The sequence below is a fragment of the Krasilnikoviella flava genome, assembly GCF_900167525.1.
In the GTDB taxonomy this organism is placed as follows: domain Bacteria; phylum Actinomycetota; class Actinomycetes; order Actinomycetales; family Cellulomonadaceae; genus Isoptericola; species Isoptericola flavus.
On the sequence record NZ_FUZQ01000006.1, the window covers coordinates 370063 to 395562 of the forward strand.

Annotated in this window: 21 protein-coding genes; 15 read left to right on the top strand and 6 right to left on the bottom strand. The window is 74.8% G+C overall.

What is annotated here, in order from left to right:
- The first annotated feature begins 28 nt into the window (after positions 1-28).
- The gene (locus tag B5Y66_RS22775; protein WP_245807205.1) at positions 29-754 is read left to right on the top strand and encodes a TetR/AcrR family transcriptional regulator; all 726 of its coding nucleotides are present in this window, start codon (positions 29-31) and stop codon (positions 752-754) included.
- On the opposite strand, the gene B5Y66_RS17870 is transcribed toward B5Y66_RS22775, so the two are convergent.
- Both B5Y66_RS17870 and B5Y66_RS17875 read right to left on the bottom strand, forming a co-directional pair.
- The gene (locus B5Y66_RS17870; protein ID WP_079575957.1) at positions 741-1037 is read right to left on the bottom strand and encodes an SRPBCC family protein; all 297 of its coding nucleotides are present in this window, start codon (positions 1035-1037) and stop codon (positions 741-743) included. The genes B5Y66_RS22775 and B5Y66_RS17870 overlap by 14 nt on opposite strands.
- A gap of 34 nt (positions 1038-1071) precedes the next feature.
- Complete coding sequence (locus B5Y66_RS17875; RefSeq protein WP_079575958.1) at positions 1072-3201, bottom strand: S9 family peptidase; 2130 nt, start codon at positions 3199-3201, stop codon at positions 1072-1074.
- Between the two features lie 198 nt (positions 3202-3399).
- Between B5Y66_RS17875 and B5Y66_RS17880 the strand changes: the two genes are divergently transcribed.
- The gene (locus B5Y66_RS17880) at positions 3400-4608 is read left to right on the top strand and encodes an FAD-dependent oxidoreductase (RefSeq protein ID WP_176168922.1); all 1209 of its coding nucleotides are present in this window, start codon (positions 3400-3402) and stop codon (positions 4606-4608) included.
- A 57-nt stretch (positions 4609-4665) separates the two neighbouring features.
- Here B5Y66_RS17880 and B5Y66_RS17885 read toward each other — a convergent pair whose 3' ends face one another.
- Positions 4666-6003, bottom strand: coding sequence for an aminotransferase-like domain-containing protein (locus B5Y66_RS17885; protein WP_079575960.1), 1338 nt, complete (start codon positions 6001-6003; stop codon positions 4666-4668).
- A 94-nt stretch (positions 6004-6097) separates the two neighbouring features.
- Here B5Y66_RS17885 and B5Y66_RS17890 point away from each other — a divergent pair, with 94 nt between their 5' ends.
- Positions 6098-6799 (top strand): pyridoxamine 5'-phosphate oxidase family protein, encoded by a 702-nt coding sequence (locus tag B5Y66_RS17890; RefSeq protein WP_079575961.1) that lies wholly within the window; start codon positions 6098-6100, stop codon positions 6797-6799.
- Between the two features lie 72 nt (positions 6800-6871).
- On the opposite strand, the gene B5Y66_RS17895 is transcribed toward B5Y66_RS17890, so the two are convergent.
- A complete protein-coding gene (locus B5Y66_RS17895; RefSeq protein WP_079575962.1) occupies positions 6872-8938 on the bottom strand; it encodes a cytochrome c oxidase assembly protein in 2067 nt (688 codons plus the stop codon).
- A gap of 186 nt (positions 8939-9124) precedes the next feature.
- Here B5Y66_RS17895 and B5Y66_RS17900 point away from each other — a divergent pair, with 186 nt between their 5' ends.
- Genes B5Y66_RS17900 through B5Y66_RS17930 form a run of 7 tightly spaced genes read left to right on the top strand, consistent with a single transcriptional unit; the run spans position 9125 to position 16974 of the window.
- On the top strand, positions 9125-10387 hold the full coding sequence (locus B5Y66_RS17900) for an ABC transporter substrate-binding protein (RefSeq protein WP_079575963.1): 1263 nt from the start codon (positions 9125-9127) through the stop codon (positions 10385-10387).
- A gap of 2 nt (positions 10388-10389) precedes the next feature.
- Positions 10390-11313 (top strand): carbohydrate ABC transporter permease, encoded by a 924-nt coding sequence (locus B5Y66_RS17905; RefSeq protein ID WP_079575964.1) that lies wholly within the window; start codon positions 10390-10392, stop codon positions 11311-11313.
- A complete protein-coding gene (locus tag B5Y66_RS17910; protein ID WP_245807197.1) occupies positions 11313-12272 on the top strand; it encodes a carbohydrate ABC transporter permease in 960 nt (319 codons plus the stop codon). The genes B5Y66_RS17905 and B5Y66_RS17910 overlap by 1 nt, the downstream gene beginning before the upstream one ends.
- A gap of 4 nt (positions 12273-12276) precedes the next feature.
- Entirely contained in the window at positions 12277-14262 is a 1986-nt protein-coding gene (locus tag B5Y66_RS17915; protein ID WP_079575965.1) for a hypothetical protein, read from the top strand.
- Complete coding sequence (locus B5Y66_RS17920; protein WP_079575966.1) at positions 14259-15095, top strand: RraA family protein; 837 nt, start codon at positions 14259-14261, stop codon at positions 15093-15095. The genes B5Y66_RS17915 and B5Y66_RS17920 overlap by 4 nt, the downstream gene beginning before the upstream one ends.
- Positions 15065-16072 carry an aldo/keto reductase gene (locus B5Y66_RS17925; RefSeq protein ID WP_079575967.1) on the top strand — a complete coding sequence of 336 codons (1008 nt, stop codon included), beginning with the start codon at positions 15065-15067 and terminating at the stop codon, positions 16070-16072. The genes B5Y66_RS17920 and B5Y66_RS17925 overlap by 31 nt, the downstream gene beginning before the upstream one ends.
- On the top strand, positions 16069-16974 hold the full coding sequence (locus tag B5Y66_RS17930) for an amidohydrolase family protein (RefSeq protein ID WP_079575968.1): 906 nt from the start codon (positions 16069-16071) through the stop codon (positions 16972-16974). Before B5Y66_RS17925 ends, B5Y66_RS17930 begins: the two co-directional genes overlap by 4 nt.
- Positions 16975-16991: 17 nt before the next feature.
- On the opposite strand, the gene B5Y66_RS17935 is transcribed toward B5Y66_RS17930, so the two are convergent.
- Positions 16992-18737: a SpoIIE family protein phosphatase gene (locus tag B5Y66_RS17935; RefSeq protein ID WP_079575969.1), complete on the bottom strand. Its 1746-nt coding sequence runs from the start codon at positions 18735-18737 to the stop codon at positions 16992-16994.
- An 85-nt stretch (positions 18738-18822) separates the two neighbouring features.
- Between B5Y66_RS17935 and B5Y66_RS17940 the strand changes: the two genes are divergently transcribed.
- Genes B5Y66_RS17940 through B5Y66_RS23055 form a run of 3 tightly spaced genes read left to right on the top strand, consistent with a single transcriptional unit; the run spans position 18823 to position 21154 of the window.
- A complete protein-coding gene (locus tag B5Y66_RS17940) occupies positions 18823-19458 on the top strand; it encodes a phosphotransferase-like protein (protein WP_079575970.1) in 636 nt (211 codons plus the stop codon).
- Positions 19459-19466: 8 nt separating this feature from the next.
- Positions 19467-19961: a DinB family protein gene (locus B5Y66_RS17945; protein WP_217700839.1), complete on the top strand. Its 495-nt coding sequence runs from the start codon at positions 19467-19469 to the stop codon at positions 19959-19961.
- Positions 19962-20008: 47 nt separating this feature from the next.
- Entirely contained in the window at positions 20009-21154 is a 1146-nt protein-coding gene (locus tag B5Y66_RS23055; protein ID WP_079575971.1) for a GNAT family N-acetyltransferase, read from the top strand.
- Between the two features lie 58 nt (positions 21155-21212).
- On the opposite strand, the gene B5Y66_RS22785 is transcribed toward B5Y66_RS23055, so the two are convergent.
- Entirely contained in the window at positions 21213-23570 is a 2358-nt protein-coding gene (locus tag B5Y66_RS22785) for a prolipoprotein diacylglyceryl transferase (protein WP_139820961.1), read from the bottom strand.
- A gap of 173 nt (positions 23571-23743) precedes the next feature.
- On the opposite strand from B5Y66_RS22785, the gene B5Y66_RS17960 reads away from it, so the two are divergent.
- Both B5Y66_RS17960 and B5Y66_RS17965 read left to right on the top strand, forming a co-directional pair.
- On the top strand, positions 23744-24835 hold the full coding sequence (locus B5Y66_RS17960; protein ID WP_079575972.1) for a sensor histidine kinase: 1092 nt from the start codon (positions 23744-23746) through the stop codon (positions 24833-24835).
- On the top strand, positions 24832-25479 hold the full coding sequence (locus tag B5Y66_RS17965) for a response regulator (RefSeq protein ID WP_079575973.1): 648 nt from the start codon (positions 24832-24834) through the stop codon (positions 25477-25479). Before B5Y66_RS17960 ends, B5Y66_RS17965 begins: the two co-directional genes overlap by 4 nt.
- Positions 25480-25500: the final 21 nt, after the last annotated feature.

Sequence of the window (25500 nt, forward strand, 5' to 3'; positions counted from 1 at the left end):
TATCCGATACGTCTCTGTATTGGCTAGAGTGGGCCCGGCCGGGCGCGGCGCCCGCACCGGGCCGGTACCGGCAGCATCCCGAGGAGGACCCCTGACCACCGAGAGCGCGACTCCCGACGAGGCTACGGTCGTCTCCGGCCGCTCGCCCCGCCGCGAGCGCACCCGCGAGCGCCTGCTCGACGCCGCCTTCGAGGTGTTCGCCCAGGTGGGCGTGCAGGCTGCGTCGATCGAGGCCGTCTGCGAGGCCGCCGGGTTCACCCGCGGCGCGTTCTACTCGAACTTCGCGAGCAAGGAAGAGCTGTTCCTCGCGCTCACCGAGCGCGAGGCCCGCGGCCACCTCGGCGCCCTCGAGCATGCGGTCACCACGGTGGACCCCGCGGCCCTGCAGACGCCCGAGGGGTTCCGCGCCACCGTGCGCGAGGTCATCGCCTCGGTGCTGCCCGACCAGGCAGCCAAGGCCTCGTGGTGCGTGATGGAGCTCGAGTTCGAGCTCCTCGCCCTGCGCGACCCGCAGGTCGCGCAGCGCTACGTGGACCAGCAGCACCAGCTGCGCGAGGAGATGATCGCCGCGCTGAACCGCGTCATGGCCGCCCTCGGCCTGCGGTTCGCGATCGACGAGCGCGTCGCCATCGACCTGCTGCTGGGCGCCCACGAGGCCGGGCAGCGCGCCGCGATGCTCCCCGCCGCCGGCACCCGCCGCGACGCCAGCGCCATGCTCGAGGTCCTCGTGGACCTCATCGTCACCCCCGCCTGACCACGGCCGCGGCGAGACCGGCGAGCTCGAGGTCGACGTACCGCCGTGCGGTCGCCCCGGTCCAGCGCCACAGGAGGCCGGCGAGGGCGCCGTCCTGCCGGATCGACAGCGTCACCTCGCTCCGCCGGTCGTCGAGCGCCCGTACCTCGTGCCGGCCTCGCGTGCGCACGCCCGGGGCGCGGCTGGTCCAGGCGAACACGTCCGGGGCCTGCCACTCGTCGACCACCCACGTCGCCGGCGGCAGCGACGGCTGCCGGATCCGCACGCGCGACCCGAGGCCCATGTCTCCCACGGTACCCAGACGGGTGCCGCCGGCCTCAGAGGTAGGCGGGCAGCTCCGGCTCGGCGTCCAGCACGTGCTCGCCCAGGTACGCCAGCACCACCTGGTACCAGACCTTGGCGTGCTGGGGCGCGAGCACCCAGTGGTTCTCGTCGGGGAAGTAGAGGAAGCGGTGCACGGTGCTGCCGTCGTCGGCGGCGGGCAGGCCGGACTCCGTGAGCAGGTCGCGCCACAGCCGCAGGCCCTCGCCGATCGGCACGCGGTAGTCCTTGTCGCCGTGGATCACGAGCATCGGGGTGCGGATGTCGGCGACGAACCGGTGCGGGCTGTTCGCCTCCGCCATCTCGGGGGTCATCTCGCGGGCCCAGTAGTAGGCGTGGTCGGTGGTGGGGCCGAACTGGTCGAGCGCCCACAGGCTGGCGTGGGTGACGATCGCGCGGAAGCGGTCGGTGTGGCCGGCCACCCAGTTGGCCATGTACCCGCCGAACGACCCGCCCATGGCGGCGGTGCGCGTCGCGTCGACCTCCGGCAGGGCCTCGACCGCGTCGGTGATCGCCATGAGGTCGGTGAACGGAGCGCCGCCCCACGCGCCCCAGCCGCGCTGCACGAAGTCCTGGCCGTACCCGGTCGACAGGGCCGGGTCGGGCAGCAGGACGGCGTATCCGCGGGCCACCATCAGCCACGGGTTCCAGCGCCAGCTCCAGGCGCTCCAGGTGCTCAGCGGGCCGCCGTGGATCCACAGCAGCAGCGGCGCGGGGGCGTCCGCCGCGGCGGTCCCGGGCAGCGCCAGCCAGGCGCGCACGCGCGCGCCGTCCGCCGTCGTCGTCTCGACCTCGGTGAGCGTGCCGGGCAGCGCGGGGGCGGGCGAGGGGCCGCGCAGCGCGTCGGCGGCCACGGGGGTGCGCTCGCCCGCGGCGCCGGTCGCCGCGAACGCCGCCAGGTCGATGCGCACGGGCTCAGACGGCGCGGCGTAGCTGGTGCGCAGCGCGTACAGCGCCGACCCGTCGGGCGCGACGCGCACGTCGGTGAATGTCGCGTCGTCCGCCGTGACCCGCTCCACCGTGACGGGCTCCTGCCCGCCGGGGCCGTCCGCGCCGAAGGTCAGCAGGAACACCGGGCCGCGGCCGTCCTCGTCCGCCGTCACGACCAGCCCGGAGCCGTCGGGCAGCCACACGACCGACGTCGGCCAGCGGTCCCAGTCGTCGGCGAGGATCTCGGGGTCGGCGTCGGGGCTGTCGAGAGAGACGAGGCCGAGCCGCACCACCGGCGACTGCTCGGGCGTCGTGATCGTCTCGGACACGTAGGCGACCCACCGCCCGTCCGCGGAGACCGCGGGGGCGAAGGCGTCCGCGTCGGGGTCGTCCACCAGTGCCCGGCTCTCCCCGGTCGCCGTGTCGATCGCGACCAGGGTGCCGCGCTGCGCCGCCCCCAGGTCGGCCACGTTCCACGTCGTGACGAGCGTGGTGCCGTCGGGCGTCAGGTCGACCTCGTGCTCGTCGAGCTGGCGGCCCGGACCGGTCAGCTGACGCAGCGTCAGACGACCCTCCCCGCCGGCCGAGCCCGTCGTGACCTCGCCCGCGCCGAGGGAGCCCACGAACCGCCGGTCCTCGTCCGGGCCCAGGTCGTGGTCCCAGTGCCGCACCGGGTACCCGGCGTGCAGGATGGCGGAGAGCTTGCGGTCGGTGCGGTCCTGGCGCAGCTTCTCGTCCTCGGCGAGACCCGCCGCGCCGGGGAGCACCGGCGCTGCGACGGACACGACGTCGGCCGCGCGGGCCGCGACCACCCCGCCGATCCCGCCGGGCGCCGTCGCCACGACCCGCGCCTCGCCGCCGTCCGCGGGCAACAGCCACAGCGCCGTCCTCGGCTCCTCGGCGTCCTTGTCCGCGTCCGGGTCCGGCCGGGCGGACGTGAACAGGACGTCGCCCGACGCCGCGAAGACCGCCGACGACTCGCCCTTGCGGCTGCGCGTGAGGCGGCGCGCCGGGGCCACGCCGGTCGGGTCGACCTCCCACACGGCCGTCGTCCAGCCGGTGCGCTTCGCGTCGAGCGTCTGGACGGTGGTCACGAGGCGCATGCCGTCCGGGCTGAGCGCGAGCCCGCCGACGCGAGGAAGCTCCAGGTAGCGGTCGAGGTCGTGGAAGGGCGTGGGGGCGTCGTCCTGGGTCACGCGCCCGGTCTACCACAGCCCCTCGCCCCGCGCCGACCAGGCCGTTGTGCACCGAATGGACGGCTATTCCGTGCACAACCGCCTGTTCGGCGCCCGGAGTGGGCGCACGGGGAACGCGGGATGAACGTTCGCTGAACTTGTTCGCGACGACGCCTCCTGCGGTTGAGCGGGCACGGCGCGATCGGGCACGGTCTGGTCGTGAGACCGCCGTCGCCCCGCGCCGCCCACCTGCCGCCGCTGCCCGCCACCGCCGACCTGGTCGTCGTCGGGGCGGGGGTCGTCGGGCTCGCGCACGCGCTGGAGGCGCACGCCCGCGGACACTCGGTGCTGGTGGTGGAGCGCGACCCCCGGCCCGCGGGCGCGTCCGCCCGGCGCAGCGGCCACGTCGCCGTCACCACGCAGGACGCCGCGACCCTGTCGTGCGCGCTGGCGTCGCGCGAGCGCTGGCTGAAGCTGGGCCGGGAGGCCGGGTTCTGGGTCAAGGACACCGGCGCCGTCGTCGTCGCGCGCTCCGCCGACGAGCTGGCCGTGCTCGACGACCTCGTGGCCGCCCGCGACGGCGACGCCCAGCTGCTCGGCGCGGCGCAGGCCGCGGAGCGCGCCCACGTGGCGGCGCAGGACGTCGTCGGCGGCGCGTTCCTCCCGCTCGACCTGCGCATCGACCCGCGCGACGCGCTCCGGTCGCTCGCGACCGCCCTCGACTCCCGGCCGCGAGCCGACGTCGCCTGGTCGACGACGGCGCTCACGTTCGAGGCCGGCACGGGACGCACCCTGGTGCGCACGTCGCGCGGCGAGGTGGTCGCGCGACGCGCGCTGGTCGCCGTCGGCCCCGACCTCGACCGCTTCTTCCCCGACGAGGCGGCACGCGCCGGCCTGCGCCACGACGTGCGGCAGGTGCTGCGGGTGGCGACACCGGCCCGCCACGACCCCGCCGGGCCGGCCGTGCTGGGCGGCACCACCCTGCTGCGCGACGCCGCCTCCGCGCACTCCCCCGCCTTGGCGGACGTGCGCGAACGCCTCCGCACGGACGCCCCCGAGCTGCTCGACGCGGGCGTCCACCTCGCGCTCACCCCGCACGGCGACACCCTGCTGCTCGGCGAGGCGCGCCGCACCGACGCCGACCGCCGCGACGACGCCGGCCACGACCGCGACCCCGAGCGCTCCGAGACCGCCGACGCCCTCCTGCTGCGCGAGGCACGAGCCCTTCTCGGCCGGCCCGTCGAGGTGCGGCAGCGCTGGTCGGTGCCCGACGTCGCGGTGCCCCGCCCGCGACGCGGGCCCTTCGCCGGCACGCCGTTCGTCGTGACCGACCCCGCGCCGGGGGTCACCACCGTGACCGTCGCGGACGGCCTGGGCACGACGACGGCGCTCGGCCTCGCGGCGAAGGTCGTCGACGGCCTCCTGTAGCCGACCGACGTAGCGAGTCTTTCGCGTCGGGGCGTGGGACGCGAAGGAACCGCTACGTCAGCCGCCCAGCCCCGTCCGGATCGCCGCCAGCGCGCGATCGAGCTCGGCGTCGGCCACCCCGCCGAACCCGACGACGACACCGGTGTGCCCGGCGGTGCGGCACAGGTCGGACAGCAGGGGCAGGTCGAAACCCGCCTGGCGCGCGGCGTCGCGGGCGGACAGCGCGGCGTCCTGCGGCAGCAGCCACGTGGAGTACATGCCGGCGGACGTCGCGGCCGGCTCGGCGTGCGGCGCCATGACCGCGGCGACTCGGGCAGCCCGCTCCGCGTACACGCGCCGCGCCGTGCGCAGCACGGCGTCGAGCCAGCCGTCCCGCAGCAGCGTCAGCAGGGCCCGCTGCGTGGGCCACGCCCCGACGTCGTGCACGACGGCGCGGTGCCGCACGACGTCGTCGAGCAGCGGCGGGGGCGGCACCAGCCACCCGACCCGCAGGCCGGGCGGCGCGGACTTCGACGCGGTGCCCAGGTAGGCGACCCGGTCCCGGCCGAGCGCCGCCAGCGCGGGCACCGGCGCGACGTCGTACCGCAGCTCGGAGTCGTAGTCGTTCTCGGCCACGACGGCGCCCGTCGCCCGCGACGCAGCGAGCAGCGCGATCCGGTCGGCGGCCGGCATCACCCGGCCGAGCGGGTGCTGGTGTGCCGGGGTCACGTACGCGGCGGCCAGGCCGCGCAGCGCCGCCGCCTCGTGCCGGGCTTCGGCCGGCAGGTCGACGACGGTGCGGCCGGCGGCCTGCGTGGTCGCGACGGCGGCCCGGTAGCCCGGGTCCTCGATGCCGACGGGGCCGGGGGGCAGCACCGCGAGCAGGTCGCGGAACCCGGCGGTGGTCCCGGCGGTGACGACGACCTCGTCGGCATCCACGACGAGGCCCCGGGTGCGACCGAGGCGCTCCGCGAGCGCGGCCCGCAGCTCGGGCAGGCCGCACGGGTCGTCGTAACCCCGGGGCGGCGTCGCCGCGGACACCTCCCGCCACGCGCGCCGCCACCCCGCGCGGTGGCGGGGGTCGATCCACGGCTCGCCGGTGCTGAGGCGCACCAGCCCGGTGCCCGGCCCGGACGGCCGCCGGGCCGGTGCGGCGGGACGCGGCGCCGCCTCGGCGGAGACGAACGTGCCCGCCCCGCGACGCGCGGTCAGCCATCCCTCGGCGACGAGCTGGTCGTACGCCTGCTCCGCCACCGAGCGCGCGACGCCGAGCTCCGCCGCGAGGGCCCGCGTGCTGGGCAGCCGGTCGCCGCGCCGGAGGGTGCCGCGGGTGACCAGGTCGCGGACCTGGCCGGACAGCTGGGCCCCGAGCGGGTCGCGACCACGGCGGTCGAGGCGGACCGGGAGCGCGGCCATCGGGACTCCTGCCTGTCGGGTGGGAAAGTGGCCTGCCGGACTGCGCGAGAAATGGCTCGTGACGACAGGCCAACCAGGGGACCACGGTAGTGCCATGGACGCCCTCTCCCCCACCCCGAGGACCACCGTGCGGCGCGGCCGGGACCGTGCTGTCTCCGACCGCGCGGCACTGCACGCCCTGCTCGCCGACGGGCTCGTCGCCCACCTCGGCGTCGACGTGGGCGAGGGCGCCGGCCGGCACCCGGTGGTGCTGCCCTGCGCCTACGCCGTCGACCTCGACGGCCCGGACGACGGCGGCACGCTGTACGTGCACGGGTCGGTGGCGGCGCGCTGGCTGGTCGGGGCGACGGACACGACCGTGTGCGTCACGGTGACCGAGCTCGACGGCCTGGTCCTGGCGCGGTCCGGCTTCCACCACTCGATGAACTACCGGTCGGCGGTCGTGATCGGCGTCGCCCGCCCCGTCACGGACGACGACGAGCGCGTCCGCGCCCTGGACGCGATCGTCGACCACCTGGCACCGGGCCGGTCCGCGACGCTGCGCCCCGCCACCCGCAAGGAGCTCGCCGCGACGGCGGTGCTGGCCGTGCCTCTGCGCGAGGCGTCGATGAAGACCCGCGCCGGCGCGCCGGTCGACGACCCGGCCGACGTCGCCGCCGGGGGCTGGGCCGGGCATGTGCCGGTCCGGCGCACGGTCGGCGCCGCGGTCCCCGACGCCGAAACCCGCGAGCCGGTCCCCGCGCACGTCGAGCTCTTGACGGACCCGCGCGAGGTAGTCCAACTCTCCGCGAGGTAGTTCAGACCTCCGCGAGGTAGTGGACTGGACCACTACCTCGCGGAGAGGTGAACTACCTCGCGGGGTTTCGAACTACCTCGGCGGGGTCTCGTCGTCGCGGTCGGCCATCTTGGCGAGCATGGCGTTGTACTCCTCGAGCTCGGCGTCGCCGTCACGGTCGGCCTGGCGGTCGCGACGGCGGGCCTCGCGCTCGTCCGACGTGGTCCACTGCACGGCCACGGCGATGGCGAGCGCGAGCGTCGGCAGCTCGCCGATGCCCCACGCGACGCCTCCGCCGCGCTGCTGGTCGTCGATGGCGGGCAGGCCCCACGGGCGCCCCATGTTGCCGAACCAGTCGGCGACGAGCAGCGAGGTGCCGGACGTGAGCACGACGCCGAAGAACGCGTGGAACGCCATCGTCGCGAAGAGCAGCAGCAGCCGCTGCGGGTACGGCGGGCGCTTGGGGCCCGGGTCGATGCCCACCAGGGCGTTGGCGAACAGGTACCCCACCAGCGTGAAGTGCACGATCATCCACACGTGCCCGGCGTGGTTGCGCAGCGCGAACTCGAACGCGGGCGTGTAGTAGAACGCGATCATGCCTCCGGCGAACAGCACGGCGGCCACCACCGGACGGGCGAGGAACTGACCGACCCGGGAGTGCACCAGGGCGAGCACCCACTCGCGCGGGCCGCGGCTGCCGTCCTTGCGGGCCGGGATGGCACGCAGCAGCAGCGTGACCGGGGCGGCCAGCACGAGGAACAGCGGCACCAGCATCGCCAGGACCATGTGCTGCACCATGTGGCCGCTGAAGATCACGTGCCCGTACACGGCCGGGCCGCCGCTGGTCACCCAGAACATCACGACCATGCCCAGGCACCACGACGCCGTGCGCCCCACGGGCCACTTGTCCCCGCGACGGGCGAGCCGCACGGCCCAGCGCACGTAGACCACCAGGCCGGCCACGCACGCGAACGCCAGCAGCGGGTCGAGGCTCCACTCGGTGAACCAGCGCGACATGGTCGGCTCGGGCGGCAGCGCCTCGCCGGTGAGCTGGAAGGCGGGCGAGACGTCGACGGGGACCTCGTCGGGCACGGGCGGCGCGGTGGAGCCCAGCGCCACGGCGACGCCGGACACCGCGCCGATGACGAGCAGCTCGACGGCGAGCAGCCGCCAGAACAGCCGGCGCACGGCGCCCGCGGCGTCGGCCCGGCCCAGCCGGCCGACGATCCACATCCGGTGCGCGAACCCGAACCCGCCCAGCGCCACCATGAGCAGCGCCTTGACGAGCAGCAGCACGCCGTACGGGGTGAGCAGGTCGCCGAAGGACTCCATGCGGAGCCACGCGTTGACGATGCCGGAGACGCCGACGGCGGCGAAGCACCACCCGGCGACCGGGGAGTAGCGCGCCACGGCGGCCGCGGCGGTGCGGACGTCCTCGCGCCCCTCGCCACGTCCGCCACCCCGGGTGAGCACGACGACGAGCAGCGCGCCCAGCCCGCCCACCCACACGGCGGCGCCGACCAGGTGCAGCAGCATCGCGCCGACGGCGAGCTCGTGGTTCGCGGCGCCCGACGCGTGCCCGGTCGTGGACTGCATCGCCAGGGCGGCGAGCGGCAAGAGGGTCGTCCACAGCGCGCCCACCGCGCCGCGCACGGCCATCGCGAGCGCGGAGGTCAGGGCGGCCACCACGATGATCGCCAGGTAGAGCCTGCCGAGGTCGAGGTCGGTGACGAACTGCGCGAGGCCCTGCCCGAACGCGGGCGACGCCGGCGAGGTGCCCGAGATGTTGGCGTACCGCAGCACCAGCTGGACGACGGCGGCCACGGCCCAGACGGCGCTCGCGGCACCGGCGGTCGCGAGCACGCGCGCCTGCACGCGCCCGGGCGGCACCAGGCACGCGGCCGTGAGCAGCGCGCCGAGCGTCACGGAGACGCTGACCTCGGTGAGCACGGTGGCCACGGGAAGCCCGTAGCGGACGACCGCGCCCGGGTCGGTGAACCCGCTCAGGGCCTGGAACGCCCCTGAGTAGGCTCCGCCGCACAGGACGGCGAGGACGGCGACGAGGACGGCTGCGGGCCCGGCGGCGACGAGCCACCAGGGCCGCGGCGGCACGCTCGGGGTACCGCCCGGCCGCTGCACGGCGGGGGCTGCGGTGGTCACCCGTCCAGCCTATGGGCGGCGGGCGGCGGCCCGGGCCGCCGAGGGTGTGACGCTCCCCCGCAGACCTCCCTTCCCAATCCAACGATTATCGATTACTCTCCGAGGCGTTACTCCACAGTCGTAGCCGAACGTCACGGGCACGCACAGCAGCGTCCCCGGCAGGGCGGCAACCCGAGAGGATCAACGATGATCAAGCACCGCACCCTGGCGAGCGTGGGCACCCTCACGGTGGCCGCTCTCGCGCTCACCGGCTGCGCCGGCTCCGACGACGACGGCGGCTCCGGCGGCACCTCCGAGGTGAGCCTGCTCGTCAACGTCACCCCGAACCTCACCGAGGAGTACTGGAACGAGCTGGTCAAGCCGTTCGAGGACGCCCACCCGGACATCGACGTCGTCGTCCAGAACCCGGGCGCCGAGGGCGTGGCCGCCGCGCTCCCCCGCCTGCTGACCGCGGGCGACGCGCCCGACGTCGTCCAGTCCATGCCCCCGACCACGGACCTCGCCCCCGAGCTGGTCGACCTGTCCCGGTACGACTGGGCGAAGTCCGGCCCGCTGGCCGACCAGTACTCGATCGACGGCAAGTACTACATGGCCGGCATCGGATTCCAGCTGCAGAGCCTGTGGTTCTACAACAAGACCGCCTTCGAGGAGGCGGGCATCGCCGCGGTGCCCACCACGGTCGAGGAGCTCACCGCGGCGCTCGGCAAGCTCAAGGACGCCGGCTGGACGCCGGTCCAGACCGGCGGCGACTGGATGACCAGCCACTCCCTGCAGGCGCTGGGCCTGCCGTCGATCATCGCCGAGGACCCGGACTGGTTCGCGCACATGAGCGCGGGCGAGGCGACGTTCTCCGACACCTACGGCGACGCCGTGGCCACCTACGCCGACTGGGTGGCGAAGGGCTACATCCCCAAGGACTCGCTCGGCATCAAGTACCCCGACGCGGAGCAGGCCTTCCTGACCGGCAAGACCGCGATCTACCCGATGGGCAGCTGGTTCGCCGGCACCGAGGCCAAGGCCGAGGAGAAGGCCGAGATCGGCGTCTTCCGGGCCCCCGCCGTCGCAGGCGTCGACGCCCCCGCGATGGGCGCGAACATCGCCAGCCCGTACTCGATCCTCAAGTCCAGCGAGAGCCAGGACGCGGCGGCCGAGCTCGTCGAGTTCCTCGTCACCGACCAGGACGCGGTCGCCAGCCAGCTCGAGGTGGACGGCAACTTCCGCGACGGCTACGAGTACGAGATGGACGACCTGGGCAAGGAGCTGCTGCAGATCGTGGCGGACACCCCCGCCGAGTCGTACACCCCGACCGGCCAGGGCTACGGCGAGCGCACGCTGCCGACCGGCTACTCGGACGAGATCAACGCACAGACGCAGGCGCTGATCGGTGGCACGTCGGCCGACAAGGTCGACTCCGCGATGGACGACTGGTTCGCGTCCACCGCGGGCTGACGATGGCTGCCACCCTCTCCCCCGCCCGCGCGCGCCGCCGTCCGGCGGCGCGCGTGTGGCGCGACCGCCTGCCCGGCATCGTCATGGGCGGCCCCGCCGTCCTCGTCTTCCTGGCGATGTTCATCGTGCCGATGTTCCTGGCGTTCGTGCTGAGCCTGACCGACTGGAACGGCTACAGCCTGAACTTCACGTTCATCGGCTTCGACAACTACGCGGAGGCCTTCCGCAACCCCCGCACCGTGGACGCGGCCGTCTTCACCGCCGTCGTCGCGTTCTGCGGCACGGTGCTGTGCAACGCCGTCGGGCTGTTCATCGCCGCCCTCATCGCGGGCAACGGCCGCGCGAACACGCTGCTGCGCACGATCTTCTTCTACCCGTACATCATCAGCTCGCTGATCATCGGGTTCCTCTGGTCGGCGATGCTCGCCCCCGAGGGCGCGGTGAACGGCCTGCTGGGGCACCTCGGCGTCGGCCCCGTGCCGTTCCTCACGGAGGTCGGGTTCGCGAAGGCGAGCGTGATCCTCACGATCGTGTGGTCGTCCTTCGGCTTCAACATGATCCTGTTCCTCGCGGGCATCAAGTCGGTGCCCACCGAGTACTACGAGGCCGCCACCGTGGACGGCGCCTCGAAGTGGCAGCAGTTCCGCAACGTGACGCTGCCGCTCATCGCCCCCGTGTTCACCGTGAACCTCGTGCTCACGCTGGTGGGGCTGCTCAAGGTCTACGACATCGTGCTCGCCCTGACCGACGGCGGCCCGGCCGGGTCGACCCAGACGATCGTGTACCAGATCCTGCGGGACTCGTTCGGCCAGTCCGAGCTCGGGTTCGGCGCGGCGCAGTCCGTGATCCTGCTGATCGTCACGGCCGTGCTCGGCCTCGCCGTGACGTTCGCGCGACGCGGCGCGGAGAAGAAGGTGGCGGACTGATGGCGACGACAGAGACGACGACGGCGACGGGCGCCGCGGCGGCGGGCGTCGTCCGGGCGGGGACGGCGGCCGACGCGGCACCCCCCGCGACGACCCCGCGGACCCGACGGCCGCACCCCCGCCCCCGGCCCGGCGTGGGCACCGTGCTCAAGTGGGTGGTGCTGGGCCTGGTGGCGCTGGTCATGGTGGTGCCGCTGTACATCATGGTGATCAACGCCTTCAAGCCGCAGGACGCGATCATCGCCTCACCGCTGGCGATCACCCCGGACACCTTCAGCCTGGAGTACCTGCAGGCGGCGCTCACCAGCGAGAAGTTCAACGTCGTGCGGGCGTACGGCGTCACGCTGCTGTTCGTGGCGCTGGTCAACCTGTGCGGCATCGCGCTCGCCGCGCCGGTCGCGTACGTCATCGCGCGCGGCCGCTCGAAGTGGCACCTGGGCCTGCTGCTGCTCTTCGTGTCCGGCCTGTTCATCCCCGGCCAGGTGACGCTGATCCCCGTCGTCTTCGTGCTGCGGGTGCTCGGCCTCATCAACACCATCCCCGGCTTCATCCTGTTCGAGACGGCGGCCACCCTGCCGGTGACGATCTTCCTGTTCGCCGCCTACCTGCGCACCGTGCCCCGCGACATCGACGAGGCCGCGGCGCTGGACGGCGCGGGCAAGATCCGGGCCTTCTGGGCGTGCATCTTCCCGATCATGAAGCCGGTGGTCGCCACGATCGTCGTGCTGAACTCCATCAGCGTCTGGAACGACTTCGTCAGCCCGCAGATCATCCTGGGCCCGGGCTCCGGCATCTACACCGTGACGACGGGCGTGTACGCCGCCGTGGGCGAGTTCTCCACCGACTACACCACCGTGTTCCCGACGCTGCTGCTCGCCGTCACCCCGGCGATCCTGTTCTTCGTCCTCATGCAGCGGCACATCATCGGCGGCCTGGTCGCCGGGGCGACGAAGGGCTGACGCCATGACCGGACGTATCCCCACGACCCCCCTGCACGAGGTCCCCGCCTGGGCGGTGCTCGAGCGACGCCTGTTCGACGCGACCGAGGAGGCGTGGCGCCTGTTCTCGGCGCGTTACTCCGGGCCGGACGGCCGCATCCTGCACGCGGGCGGCTTCGAGCACCGCGACGGCGTGGACGACCTGTACGAGCCGTTCTTCAACTGGCCCGCGTTCTACGCGCTCGGCGGCAGCGACGCGATCCTCGACGCGGCGAAGCACCACTTCGAGGGCGTGACGGCGCAGCTCACCGAGGCCGGCATGCTCACCGGCGAGTACGAGAACGGGTACGACTGGTTCCACCAGGGCGAGTCGCTGCTGTTCTTCTACGGCCTGTGCGCGGCCGACCCGGGCGACGAGCGGTTCGCCGACCGCGCCCGCCGGTTCGCGGCCCTGTACACCGACCCGGCGCACGGCAACTACGACCCCGCCCGCAACATCGTCACCGCGCCGCACAACGGGGCGCGAGGGCCGCTGGAAGGGCTCGGCACCGAGTGGCTCACCTACCCGGCGTCGCTGGACTACATGGAGGCCTACGGGCTGCCGCTGCACGGGCTGCCCGGCATCACGCGCTGGTCCGACCTGGAGGACCCGGCGCACGCCCGGCTCATGGGCGACGAGCTGCAGCGTCGCGCGGCCGGCGACACGGCGGTCAACCTCGCCGCGACGTCCCTGGTCACCAACCGCTGGCTGTACGACGGCGACGCCGCGTCCGCCTCGTGGGTGGCGCGGTACGTCGACGGCTGGCGCGAGCGCGCCGCGGCGGCGGGCGGCCTCATGCCCGACAACGTGGCGCCCGACGGCACCGTCGGCGGCCTGCACGACGGCGCCTGGTACGGCGGGCACTACGGCTGGACCTGGCCGCACGGGCTGCACTCGGTGGGCATGAGCACGCTGATCGGCGCGATCAACGCGTCGTTCGTGTCGGGCGCTGTGCCGGGCACCGTGCCAGGCACCAGGGACGACGGGCCGCTCGACCTCGTGCGCACCATGCTCGACACCGCGCTGGACCACGCGATCACCGCGCCCGTCACGGAGACGCCGTTCAGCCTGCGCGGCAGCTGGCTCGAGCGCCTCGGGCCGCACGCCGCCGAGCCCGCCACGCTCGTGCCGTACCGGTTCGGCGCGGACGGCTGGTTCGACTACGGCCCGCTGCAGCTCGACCTGCCCACCTGGCTGTGGTGGTGGACGCGCGACGACGCCGACCGCAAGCGCCTGGACCGGGTGCTCGACGGCCTCCCCGGCTCCGACGAGGTGCGCCCGTTCCGCGACAAGGTCGAGGCCGGGCACGAGGGACCGTGGCTCGCGTTCCTCGACGGCTCGCTGCTCGACTACCCGGAGCGCGCGCTGTCGATGGCGCTCGGCCAGCTCGCCCGCCGCGTCGCGGTGATGGACGCCGAGCCCGTGGACCCCGAGACGGTGCACCTGCACTTCTGGCAGCGCGCCAACCCGGTCGTCACCGAGGTGCTGGGGCAGCTGATCACCGGCACGCCGCAGACCCTGTACAACGGCGGCCTGCCGTTCGCCGCCGTCGCGTACACCGACGCCGACCGCGACCGCCCCGGCCTGCCGCCGGACGTCGCGGCCCTCGTGTCCGGGCTCGACCGCGACGCCGACGGCACCGGCCGCGTCGAGCTCAGCCTCGTCAACCTGTCCCCCACGCACGCCCGGCGTGTGCGGGTGCGGCCTTCGCGGTTCGGCGAGGAGCGCCTCACGGGCGTCGTCACGCGGGGCGAGGAGGGCGGCGACTGGCCCGGCCCGTCCACGGCGTCGGCCGCCCGCGCCGGCACACGGACCGCCACCACCGTCCCGCTGGACGCCCCCGACCTGCTCGTCGAGCTGCCGCCGTCGCACCGCGCCGACGTCGTGCTGCTCACCGCCCCCGCCGCAGCCCAGCCGCGCCACCAGCCGCGCCACCAGCACCGCCCGCACCACGAAGGAGCCCGACCATGACCGACGCGCTCGCCACCGACGGGATGCCCGTCGACGTCCTGCCCACCGACCCCGCCTCAGGGCTCGTCCGGCCCGAGATCGCGCTGCCCGTGCGCGGCTCGGCGTACGAGCGGGCCGACACGGAGACGCTGGAGCGGCTCGGCCAGGTGTCGTCGGCGACGGCGTGCGCCAAGCTGCACGGCCTCGGCATCCGGCACTCGTTCGTCGAGGGACCGCGGCCGCTCAAGCCGGGGTACCGCGTGGTGGGCTCGGCGCTCACGCTGCAGTTCATGCCGCAGCGCGAGGACCTCGCCGCCGGCGACGAGCAGGAGTACGTGGAGCGGCACACGGCGCTGTGGCACGTGCTCGAGGCGGTGCGGCCCGGCGACGTGCTCGTGATCCAGGCGTACGGCAGCCGGTTCTCCGGGTGCGTGGGCGACATCCTCGCCCGCTACTTCCAGCGCAAGGGCGGCGCCGGCATGGTCGTCGACGGGCGCATCCGGGACTCCGGCAGGATCCGCGACCTCGGCCTGCCCGTGTGGTCCACCGGCGTCACCCCGCACTACGCCTCGCAGTCGGAGCTGTTCCCCTGGGCCTACGACGTGCCCGTCGCCGTCGGCGGCGTGCTGTGCATGCCCGGCGACCTCGTCGTCGCGGACGACGACGGCCCCGTCATCGTGCCCCGGGCGATGGCCGACCAGGTCGTGGCGTCCGCGCAGGACCACGAGGAGTGGGAGGTCTTCAGCCGGCTCCGCCTCGACGAGGGCGCCCGCCTCAGCGACTACTACCCCCTGACCCCCGACACCCGAGGGGAGTTCGAGGCATGGCGTTCCGCGCAGGGCTCCGCCCTCTGACGTCCGCGCGCCCCGACGGCGGCGCCGGGACCGTCGCCGCGTCGTCGTTCGGCCTGGGCTGCGCCCCCATCGGCAACCTGTTCACCCCGGTGGCGGAGGGCGACGCCGAGGCGACGGTCGGGCGCGCGCTCGAACGCGGCGTCCGGTTCTTCGATACGGCCCCGCACTACGGCGAGGGGGTCAGCGAGCTGCGGCTCGGCCGCGCCCTGGCCGACGTCGACCGGGACACGGTCGTGATCGCCACCAAGGTGGGCCGCGTGATCGTGGACGCCGACGGCGCGCCCGTCCCCACGGGCGGCACCGGCGGGCCGGGCGGCACGACCGTCGGCGACCTCAGCCGCGACGGCGTGCTGCGCTCGCTCGAGGGCAGCCTCGCCCGGTTGGGGACCGACCGTGTCGACGTCGTCTATCTCCACGACCCGGCGGACGTGGACGAGGCCCTGCGCGGGGCGCTGCCCGCCCTGCTGGAGCTGCGTGACCAGGGCGTCGTGCGGGCCGTGGGCGTCGGGATGGGCCGGAACGCCCCCGTGGCGCGACTGGTCCGCGAGAGCGCGGGTGCCCTGGACGTCGTCATGCCGGCCGGGCGGGTGACCCTGATCGACCGCACGGCCCTGGACGACCTGCTGCCCGCCGCTCGCGAGCGCGGCGTCGGGGTGATCGCCGCGGGCGTCTACAACTCCGGCGTGCTCGCGGATCCCGTGGCCGCGCCGTTCTTCGACTACCACCCGGCGTCGCCGGAGCAGGTGGACCGGGCGCTGCGGATGGCCGCCGCGTGCGACGCGGCCGGGGCCACGCTGGCCGCGGCCGCCGCCCGCTGGCCGTTGCGGGTGCCGGGCGTCGAGGCCGTCGTCGTGGGCGCCCGCACCCCCGCCGAGGTCGACGTCTTCGCCGACGCCGCCGACGTCTCCGTCCCCGAGCACCTGTGGGCGGAGCTCGACGCGATCGCCGCGCCGAACATGCAGCTGCGCGCGCTGTGAGCGCCCAGAACGCGCGCAGCTGCACGGTCGGCGGCACGACCGGGATCGTCGACGCGCACGTGCACCTGTGGGACACGGCGGCGATGCGGATCTCGTGGTTCCGGGACGACCTGGGCCTGCCGGCGCGGGTCGGCCCCGACGACCTGAGGCGCGCCGCCGGCACGTCGCCGGTGCCGGTCCGCGCGGCCGTGGCCGTGCAGGCCGCGGACACCGAGGCGGAGGCGCGCTGGCTCGCGCGGGAGGCCTCCGTGCACCGGCCGCTGCCCGGCCCGGTCGTGCTGCAGTACGGCGCCCGCCCCGACGACCCCGCCGCATGGGCCGGCACGGCGCAGGCGCTGATCGACGACGGCACCCCGGCGGGCGTCCGGGTCGCGGGCATCCGCCTCGCCGTCCCGGGCGGCGCGGCGGACCTGTCCGACGTCGTCGGGCTGGACGCGCTGTGCGAGGGCCTGGCGGCGTCGGGCCGCGTGCTCGAGACGCTCGTGCGGCCCGCGCAGCTCCCCGCCGTCGCGGCGCTCGCCAGGCGGCACCCGGACCTCGACGTCGTCGTCTGCCACCTGGGGCTCGGCACCGGCGCGCCCGACGACGCCTGGCGCGACGCGCTCGCGGCGCTCGCCGCCCGTCCGCGCGCCCACGCGAAGGTCTCCGGCCTGCACCGGGCCGCCGCCGACCACGCGCCACCGGACGACGCGGCCCGCGTCGCCGCGGCCGTCCGCACCGCCGTCGACCTGCTCGGGCCGGGCCGCCTGCTGTTCGGCAGCGACTGGCCGATGTCGGCGCGCGTCGCGCCGTACGCGGAGATCGTCGAGCGCACCGCCCGAGCGCTCCCGGCCCTCGACGACGACGCGGCGGCGGCCGTGTGGTCCGGGACCGCCGACCGTCTCTACGGCTCGCGCCGCTGACTCGCCCCGCTGACCCCCTACACCGGCACGTCCGCCTGAGCCGGGATGCTCTCGGGGTCCGCGCCCGCCACGGTCGCAGCCGCGGCGAGCGCCCGGACCGCCACCACGGCGACGTCGTCGTCGGCCGCCTCGGTGAGCATGCCCGTCAGCGCGGACTCGACGACGTCCTCGAGCGCGAGCGACTGGGTGCCCTCGAGCAGTCGGGCGAGCGCGTCGATGCGACCGCGCAGCCCACCGCTCCTGCGCTCGACCAGGCCGTCCGTGTAGAGCAGGAGGGTGTCTCCGGGGGCGACCTGCACCGTGTGGTCCGTGCGCACGGTCGTGGGGTTCAGGCCCAGCAGGAGGTCGTTGCGCACGCTGAGGATCTCGGCGGTCCCGTCGCCGCGGACCAGGATCGGCGGGAGGTGGCCCGCGCTGGACCACCGCACCGTGCGGGCGCGCCCACCCGGCCCGCCGTCCGCCTCGATGCGCGCGACGAGGGCGGTGGCCGTCAACGGCCCGGCGAGGCCCAGCCCGTCGACGGCCCCGTCGACCCGTTCCAGGACCCTGGCCGGCGTCGCCTGGCTGTCGTAGCCGATCGCGCGCACGAGGGCTCGCAGCTGCCCCATGGCGACGGCCGCGTCCAGGTCGTGACCGACGACGTCCCCGATGACCACCGCCGTGGCGCCGTCCCTCGTGACGAACGCGTCGTACCAGTCCCCGCCGATGTCACGCTCGGCCGCGGCGGGCTGGTAGTGCACCACCACCTCGAGCCCGTCGAGGTCCGGGGGCTCGGTGAGCACGGCCCGCTGCAGCGCCATCGAGACCTCCCGGGCGCGCGCGCTCTCCTCCTCCGAGCGTGCCGCCCGGCGTCGCAGCGCCTCGTCGGTCCGCTGCCGGTGGACGACGTCCCGCAGCGTCGCGGCCGTGGTGGACGCCACCACGGACAGGAAGCGCGCGTAGTCCGGGTCCCAGGGGCGCGACCGGGTGGCACGCAGCACGACGACAGCGAGGTGCCCGGGCTGCCCGGCGTCTCGCACCGGCTTCACGACGACGCCGTCGGCGACCTCCCGCTGACCGCTGGCGAGGGCTCGTTGCACGAGGGCCAGCTCTCCCTCGTCCCGCGCCGTGCCCGTCTCGCGGACGATCCCGGGAGGGCTCTCGACGTCGTACACCGCGGCGCGCATCAGGTCCTTGCTGCGGGAGAGCACGTCGATCACGGGCCCCGCGAAGGAAGAGAGGTCCACGTAGGCGGTGGGCAGCGTCGCCTGCAGCTCCCCCAGCATCATGAGGCGACGCTGGTTGACGACCTCGTGCGTGGTCTCGGTCGCGATGTCGAGGACGCCCGCCACCGCGCCGTCGTCGTCGAGCAACGGGCTGTAGGAGAAGGTGAAGTACGTCTCCTCGTCGAAGCTCGACCGGTTCATCAGGAGCGCCAGGTCCTCGCTCCACGTCGGTTCCCCGGTCTCCAGGACATGCTCGAACAACGGTCCGACGTCGTGCCAGATCTCTCGCCACACGACCGGCGCCGGAGCACCGAGGGCGGCCGGGTGCTTGTGGGTGCCGAGCATGTCGCGGTAGCCGTCGTTGTAGATCAGCGTCAGGTCCGGACCCCACACCATCATCACGGGGAAGCGGGTGGAGAAGCACAGCCGCACCGCGTGCCGCAGCGAGACCGGCCACGCGTCCGGGCGCCCCAGCGGCGTGGCCTCCCACGCGACCGAACGCGCTTCTCGACCGACGGCGCTGCGCGCGGTCGCCTCCTCGAACCAGCCCGGACCCACACCGGAATAATATCCAGACAGGTGTCTTGTCGTCTGCGTCGGCGGCGTCGTTGCCGGCGTCCTCGCGGACCACGACACTCAGGGCATGCCCGGTCACCTCGTCGCCGTCGTCGGCACGTCCAGCGTCGGGAAGTCGGCAGTCGCCGCCGTGCTCCAGGAACGCCTCACCACGCCGCACCTCGTGGTCGGGCTCGACCACTTCTTCGCGATGTTCCCGCACCACTGGGCCGGGCACCCGCGCGGGCCGGGCCCGGGATTCTGGTACGAGGACACCGTCGACGACGACGGCCGGCCGCGCGCCCAGATCCGCTACGGCGAGGCCGGCCAACGGCTCCTGGACGGGCAGCGCGCCGCGGTGCGGGCGCTGCTCGACGCCGGGAACGACGTCATCCTGGACGAGATGCCGGTCGACGGGACGATCCTTCCCGCATGGCGGCGGGACCTCGCCGGCCACCGGGTCTGGTGGGTGCGGCTCACCGCGCCGCTCGCCGTGGTCGAGGCGCGCGAGGCGGGGCGGACGCACGGCCGCCACCCGGGCAACGCCCGCGGCCACCTCGACGTCGCCGACGGCGAGCCGTTCGACCTCACGATCGACGCGTCGACCCGCAGCCCGGCCGAGGTCGCGGACGCGATCCTGGGCGCCCTGCCGCTCGCGCCCGCGCCACCCGGCCCGCCAGGCACGCAGGCCTCGTCGTCGACACCGGGTCCACCACCTGCTTGAGTGCACCCGTGGACGCCCCCGGACGCCGGTTCCCGCCCCCGCAGCCCGACGACCGCGAGGTGCTGACCCAGTGGCTCGACTGGCAGCGCGCGACGGTCCGCCCGAAGTGCGAGGGCCTGGACGAGGCGGCGGCACAGCGGCCGCTCGTGCCGTCGTCCCCCGCGACGACGGTCGTGGGGATCGTCGCGCACCTCACGCACGTCGAGCACCACTGGATGGTGCGGTCGTTCCTCGGGCAGGCGGGCCCCAGCCCGGCGGGGACCGACTGGGTCGTGCCGGACGCCCCGCTCACCGAGCTCCTCGACGCCTACGACGCCCAGTGCGCGACGTCGCGCCGCATCGCGGCCGCCCACGACCTCGATACGCTCGAGCGGCTCTCGCCACCGGGCCTGCCGCTCGTCTCGCTGCGGTGGATCCTCGGCCACCTCCTGCAGGAGACGGCGCGCCACCTCGGCCACCTGGACCTCCTGCGCGAGCTCACCGACGGCGAGCGCGGCTACTGACCGTCCGGCACCGACCACCCGTACTGCACCGCACACCAGGAGGAACGATGTTCGCGAGGTCCCTCGGCGACGACGGCGCCCAGCTGCGCCCGCTGGAGCCGTGGCACGCCGAGGAGCTGCTGGCGACGATCGACCGCGGCCGGGAGTTCGTCGGGCGGTTCGTGCCCCTCCCCGACCGGATCACGGACCTGGAGTCCAGCCGGTCGTTCCTCGCCGCGTACGCCCAGAAGGCGGCGACCGACACCGGGCGCCTCTACGGCATCTGGCTGGACGGCACGCTGGTGGGCGGCGTGCTGTTCCGCACGATGGACGTGGCCCAGGGCACGGCCGAGGCGGGCTGCTGGTTGGAGCCGGCGGCCGCGGGGCGCGGCCTGGTGACCCGGGCGGCGCGCGCCATCATCGACTGGGCGGTCCGCGAGCGCGGCATCCACCGCGTCGAGTGGTGGGCGGCGTCGGGCAACGCGCCGAGCATCGCCGTCGCCCGGCGGCTGGGGATGCGGCGCGACGGCGTGCTGCGCGAGCACCACGAGCACCGCGGGGTGCGGCAGGACATCGAGGTCTGGTCGGTCCTCGCGCCCGAGTGGCGGGCGCAGCCCGTGCCCGCCGGACAGGTCACCGGGGTGGAGCTGGTCGGCGGCGTCGAGAAGCGCGAGATCGTCGTCGTCGACCCCGACCCGGGGTGGCCGGCGCGGTTCGAGCGGGAGCGTGAGCGCGTCGAGGCCGCCCTCGGCCCTGTCGCGGTGCGGGTGGACCACGTGGGATCGACGTCGGTGCCCGGGCTCGCGGCGAAGCCGATCGTCGACATCGACGTCAGCGTGCCGGACGTCGAGAACGAGGAGGCCTACCTCCCCGCGCTCCTCGCCGCCGGGTACGTGCTGCGGGCTCGCGAGCCCGGCCACCGGCTGGTCCGCACGCCCGAGCTCGACGTGCACGTCCACGTCTGCGCGGCGGGCAGCGACTGGGAGCGCCGGCACCTGCTCTTCCGCGACCGGCTCCGGCACGACGCCGACGACCGCGCCGCCTACGCTGCCCTCAAGCGGGAGCTCGCTGCCCGGGACTGGTCGGACATGAACGCCTACGCCGACGCCAAGGGCGAGCTGATCGCCCAGATCACCGACCGCGCCGAGGCCTGGGCGGCGGAGGCCGGCTGGCGGGTCGACGCGTCCGGCGACGTGCGGCGCACCGACCCCTGACACGACGGCGTGGGCCCGCACCCCTGAGGGTGCGGGCCCACGCCGTCGCGGTGTCCCGTCACTCGGCGCCGGTACCCTCGGCCTCCGTCCGGCGACGACGGCGGGCGCCCAGGACCAGCCCAGTACCCGTGAGCACGATGAGCGCGCTCGCCGCGAGCAGGGCGGGGTCGCTCCCGGTCTGCGCCAGGCGACCCGGCGCGGTGGCGACCACCTGCGGGGCCGGTCGCGAGTCCGACGAACCGAGGTTGGTCGGGTCGGCCGCGTCCGCAGCCGCGACGACGACGCCCTCGTGGCTGACGTACACCGGCGCGCTCGGTTCGGTGGTGCCCCGGTCGTCGGCGCTCGGCTCGTCGGACGGCTCGGCCGTGGCCGGCTCGTCGGCCGGGTCGTCGGCCGGGTCGGCCGGGTCCGTCGGGCCCGTCGGGTCCGCAGGGTCCGTCGGGTCCGTCGGGTCCGTGGGGTCCGCAGGGTCCGTCGGGTCCGTCGGGTCCGCAGGGTCCGCAGGGTCCGTCGGGTCCGTCGGGTCCGTCGGGTCCGTCGGGTCCGTCGGGTCCGTCGGGTCCGTCGGGTCCTCAGGCTCGTCCGCGAGCGACACGCCGATCCAGTCCCAGGCCGTCGACGGACGGTCGAGCTCGCCCAGGCCGATGAACCAGTGCTGGAACTCGGCCGGCTTCCACTCGCCCGTCGCGGGGTCGGTCGTTCCCTCGCCATGGTTGTTGTGGTCCCAGCCGGTGTAGAAGTGCGGGCTGCCCTGCTCGGTGCCCTCGGCGGACCCCCACAGCTGGAACGGCGGGAGGTCGGCCACCTTCATCCCCGCGGGGACGCGCACGAAGACCTTCTGACCCGGGGTGACGCTGTCGACGACCCGGCCGCTGGCGTCCACGAGCACGACGCCCTCGGGGAAGGGCGCGCCGTCCGCCGTGCGGAGCTCGACGTGGACGTCACCGGTACCGCCGACCAGCGAGGCGGTGAAGCCGTAGTCGGTCGTCCCGTCGGTGTTGCGCACGAAGCCGTTGCTGGTGAAGCCGGGCTGGGGCATGACGGCGTTGCTGGTCAGCCCCTGCTCGATCAGCCACGCCGCGGTCTGCAGCGTCGCCTTCCGGTCGCTGTTGTAGCCCTGGTCCCAGTTACGCGTCCAGTCCTCGTCCGACGCCTCGAACTGCTGCAGCGCCTTCTCCGACAGGGTCACATGGTTGTTCGCGTCGACGTCGAAGAGGAGGCCCATGACGTCGTGACCGGTGCTGAAGTACCAGACCGCGAACTGGGTGGCCTCGTACGCCGTGTAGTCGAGCCGGCGGTCGTTCTCCTGCTGCCACATGGCCTGGACCTCGGCCTCCGTCAGGTATCCCTGGTCGACGCTCGACTGGTACCACCCTCGGAAGGTGTCCCACGAGGTGCCGGAGGTCAGGGAGACGCCCGCACGGTCGAGCAGGCGCTGCGCGTCGACCCCGCGCGCGGGCATGTCGTTCCCGCCCTTGTACCCGTTGACCAGCACGGTCTGCTGGGCGGACGTGTTCTCCCAGTGGATGCCCTCGGCGTCGGGCGTCACGCTCTCGTCGCCCGACCACGCGTGGTACCAGGAGCCGGCGATGTCGCGGTCGTAGACCATGCGGACGGTGCCGTCGTCGTCCACCAGCGTGTGGTGGAGGATGTGGAGCTGCGGCTGCCCGCCCCACCCGCTCCAGTCCTTGCCCGACCCGCCCTCGAGCGCGTCGAGGAAGTACCAGTAGTCGCAGCTGAAGCCGTCCTGGCCGCCGTCGTGCCAGTGCGGCTCGTAGGCGGGGTCCGGGTACGCGGCGGACGTGCCGGTGAGCAGCGACGCCGACGGGCTCGTGGCTGCGGCCCGCGCGGTCGGGGCCGCCGGCCCCTCCTGCGCGGCGTCCTCGGCAGCGGTGGCCTCCGCGCCCTCGGCGGTCTCCTCAGTGGTCTCCTCGGCCGTCTTCCCGGTCGACGCGGCCGGGTCCTCGGTCTCCGACTGCTCCTCCGCCGGCTCGACGACGTCGGCGGGTGCCTCTTCCTTGGTGTCGCCGTCGCTCTCCGGCGTCGTCTCTGCGGGCTCCTCGGGGGCCGTCCCGGTCTGGTCGGAGGTGCCGTCGGTGTCCTCGTCGGGCGCCGGGGCGACGACCGGGTCGACCAGGTCGACCGGCTCCGGAGCCTCGTCGGCCGCCGGGGCGGGCGGGGTGTCGGTGGTCGCGGTCTCGCCGGAGGTCGACGTGCCCTCGCCGGACTCCTCGGTGCCGCGGGCCTCCTCGGCGGACGCGGACCCGTCGGCGGGCGCGGACCCCCCGGCAGGGGCGGAGGATTCCGGTGAGGGAGACGCCGCGGCGTCTCCCTCACCGGCGAAGGCCGCGAGCGGCGCACCCAGTGCGAGGGCGGCCGAGACGGCGGAGACGGTGGCGGTGCGACGGACCTTCATGATCATCCCTCGATGTCGGTGGACTTCCTGATGCCTCTACCGTCCCGCCGGGAGGGAGGCCTCCGGCACGCCCGAACGGTGGCTGTCGATACCGCCGAACGTCGGTATCTGCGGGGTAGAGGCCCGGTCGCCGGTCCGGTCGCCGTCGCGCGCAGGCTGGCTACGCTGAGGTCGTGGACCCGGCCCGGACGCGGATCGACGTGCTCGTCGCCTCCGTCTGCGCCGCGGGCGGCCTCCTCCTCGTGCTGCTCCGCGCCAGGTCCGACGTCGGCTGGGCGCCGACGTGGGCCGAGGTCGCCACCCAGCTCGGAGCCGCGGCCCTGCTCCTCGCCCGGTCCCGCCACCCGCTGCTCGTCCTCGCCGGGTGCGCGGCGGCCAGCGTCGTCTCCCCTGTGATCGCCACGCTCGGCGCGGCGCACGCCACCGGGTTGTACGTCGCGTCGTCGCGGACGAGCATCGGGGCGATGCTGGCGGCGGTCACCGTGACGTGGCCCACCTGGCTCCTCACGTCCGAGAGCACCGGGCCGAGCGCGCTGTGGGCCGGGATCGTCGTCATCCTCTTCGCGTACGCCGCGGGCCGCCTCCAACGGCTCCAGCAGGAGGAGGATGCCCACGGCGCTGCCCGGGCGGAGGCCGGGGCGAGGGCGGCCGAGCGCTCGGCGCTCGCGAGGGACCTGCACGACGTCGTCTCCCACCGGATGAGCTACGCCGTCGTCGAGGCGGAGGTGCTCAGGACGACCACGGCGGACGACGACGTCCGTCTCGTCGCGCAAGAGATCGGCACGAGCTGCCGGGCCGCCCTCGCCGAGATGCGCACCGTGCTCCGTGCCCTGACCGCGGGGGGCGACGCCCCCGTCGGCGGGCCCGGCGGTGCGGCGGACGGCGCGGCCGAGCTGGAGACCCGGGTCGCCGAGGCGAGGCGGGCGGGCCAGCCCGTGCAGGTCGTCGGCGCCTGGGCGGCGCACGGCGCACCGGACGTCGTCGACCGCACGGTGCTGCGCGTGGTCGACGAAGGGCTGACGAACGCCCTGCGGCACGCCCCGGGCGCCGCCACGGTCGTCGAGCTCGGCGACGGCGAGGGCGAGCTCCGGGTCTCCGTGGAGAACCGGCCGCCCACCGCCCCGCCGACCGGCCTCACCACGGGCGGTTTCGGCCTCACCGGGCTGCGCGAGCGGGTGACGCTGCTCGGAGGCACCCTGGACGCCGGGCCGACCGTCGAGGGCGGCTACCGGCTCCGTGCCGCGCTGCCGAGGAGGCCCGCATGATCCGGGTGGTGGTCGCCGACGACGAGGCGCTCCTGCGCGCCGGCATCGTCCGCCTGGTGGAGTCCGCCTCGGACCTCGAGGTGGTCGGGCAGGCCGGCGACGGGGCGGAGGCCGTACGGCTCGTCCGGGCGCACGGCCCGGACGTCCTGCTCGTCGACATGCAGATGCCGGTCATGGACGGCCTCGACGCGACGATCGCGGTCCACCGGGAGCACCCGGAGACGTCGGTCGTCGTCCTCACGAGCCACCTGTCGGACGACTACGTGCTGCCGGCGTTGCGCGCCGGTGCGACCGGGTACCTGCTCAAGGACTCCACGCCCGAGGAGCTGCACCAGGGCGTCCGTGCCGCGGTGGCGGGCGACGCCATCCTCTCGCCTGCTGTCGCCCGACACCTGCTGGCGGCCGCGGGGGACGACCTCTCCGGGCGCAGGACGGCGGCGCGGAGCCGTCTGGCGCGGCTGGCCCCCAAGGAGCGGGAGGTGGTCGACGCGCTGGCGGAGGGACTCTCCAACGCCGGGATCGCCGCGCGCCTGTTCCTCGCCGAGTCGACCGTCAAGGCCTACCTCGCGAGCGCGATGGGCAAGCTGGGGACGACGAACCGCACCCAGACCGCGATCCTCGCGCACGAGGCGTCCCACCCGTAGCGGCGGCCGACCGCGCTAGGG

Excerpts from the sequence above, each read along its gene's own strand:
- B5Y66_RS17900 (WP_079575963.1), top strand. The coding sequence starts at position 9,125 with ATGATCAAGCACCGCACCCTGGCGAGCGTGGGCACCCTCACGGTGGCC.
- B5Y66_RS23055 (WP_079575971.1), top strand. The coding sequence starts at position 20,009 with ATGTTCGCGAGGTCCCTCGGCGACGACGGCGCCCAGCTGCGCCCGCTG.
- B5Y66_RS17890 (WP_079575961.1), top strand. The coding sequence starts at position 6,098 with ATGGACGCCCTCTCCCCCACCCCGAGGACCACCGTGCGGCGCGGCCGG.
- B5Y66_RS17885 (WP_079575960.1), bottom strand. The coding sequence starts at position 6,003 with ATGGCCGCGCTCCCGGTCCGCCTCGACCGCCGTGGTCGCGACCCGCTC.
- B5Y66_RS17965 (WP_079575973.1), top strand. The coding sequence starts at position 24,832 with ATGATCCGGGTGGTGGTCGCCGACGACGAGGCGCTCCTGCGCGCCGGC.
- B5Y66_RS17925 (WP_079575967.1), top strand. The coding sequence starts at position 15,065 with ATGGCGTTCCGCGCAGGGCTCCGCCCTCTGACGTCCGCGCGCCCCGAC.
- B5Y66_RS17870 (WP_079575957.1), bottom strand. The coding sequence starts at position 1,037 with ATGGGCCTCGGGTCGCGCGTGCGGATCCGGCAGCCGTCGCTGCCGCCG.
- B5Y66_RS17915 (WP_079575965.1), top strand. The coding sequence starts at position 12,277 with ATGACCGGACGTATCCCCACGACCCCCCTGCACGAGGTCCCCGCCTGG.
- B5Y66_RS22785 (WP_139820961.1), bottom strand. The coding sequence starts at position 23,570 with ATGAAGGTCCGTCGCACCGCCACCGTCTCCGCCGTCTCGGCCGCCCTC.
- B5Y66_RS17910 (WP_245807197.1), top strand. The coding sequence starts at position 11,313 with ATGGCGACGACAGAGACGACGACGGCGACGGGCGCCGCGGCGGCGGGC.
- B5Y66_RS17920 (WP_079575966.1), top strand. The coding sequence starts at position 14,259 with ATGACCGACGCGCTCGCCACCGACGGGATGCCCGTCGACGTCCTGCCC.
- B5Y66_RS17940 (WP_079575970.1), top strand. The coding sequence starts at position 18,823 with ATGCCCGGTCACCTCGTCGCCGTCGTCGGCACGTCCAGCGTCGGGAAG.
- B5Y66_RS17905 (WP_079575964.1), top strand. The coding sequence starts at position 10,390 with ATGGCTGCCACCCTCTCCCCCGCCCGCGCGCGCCGCCGTCCGGCGGCG.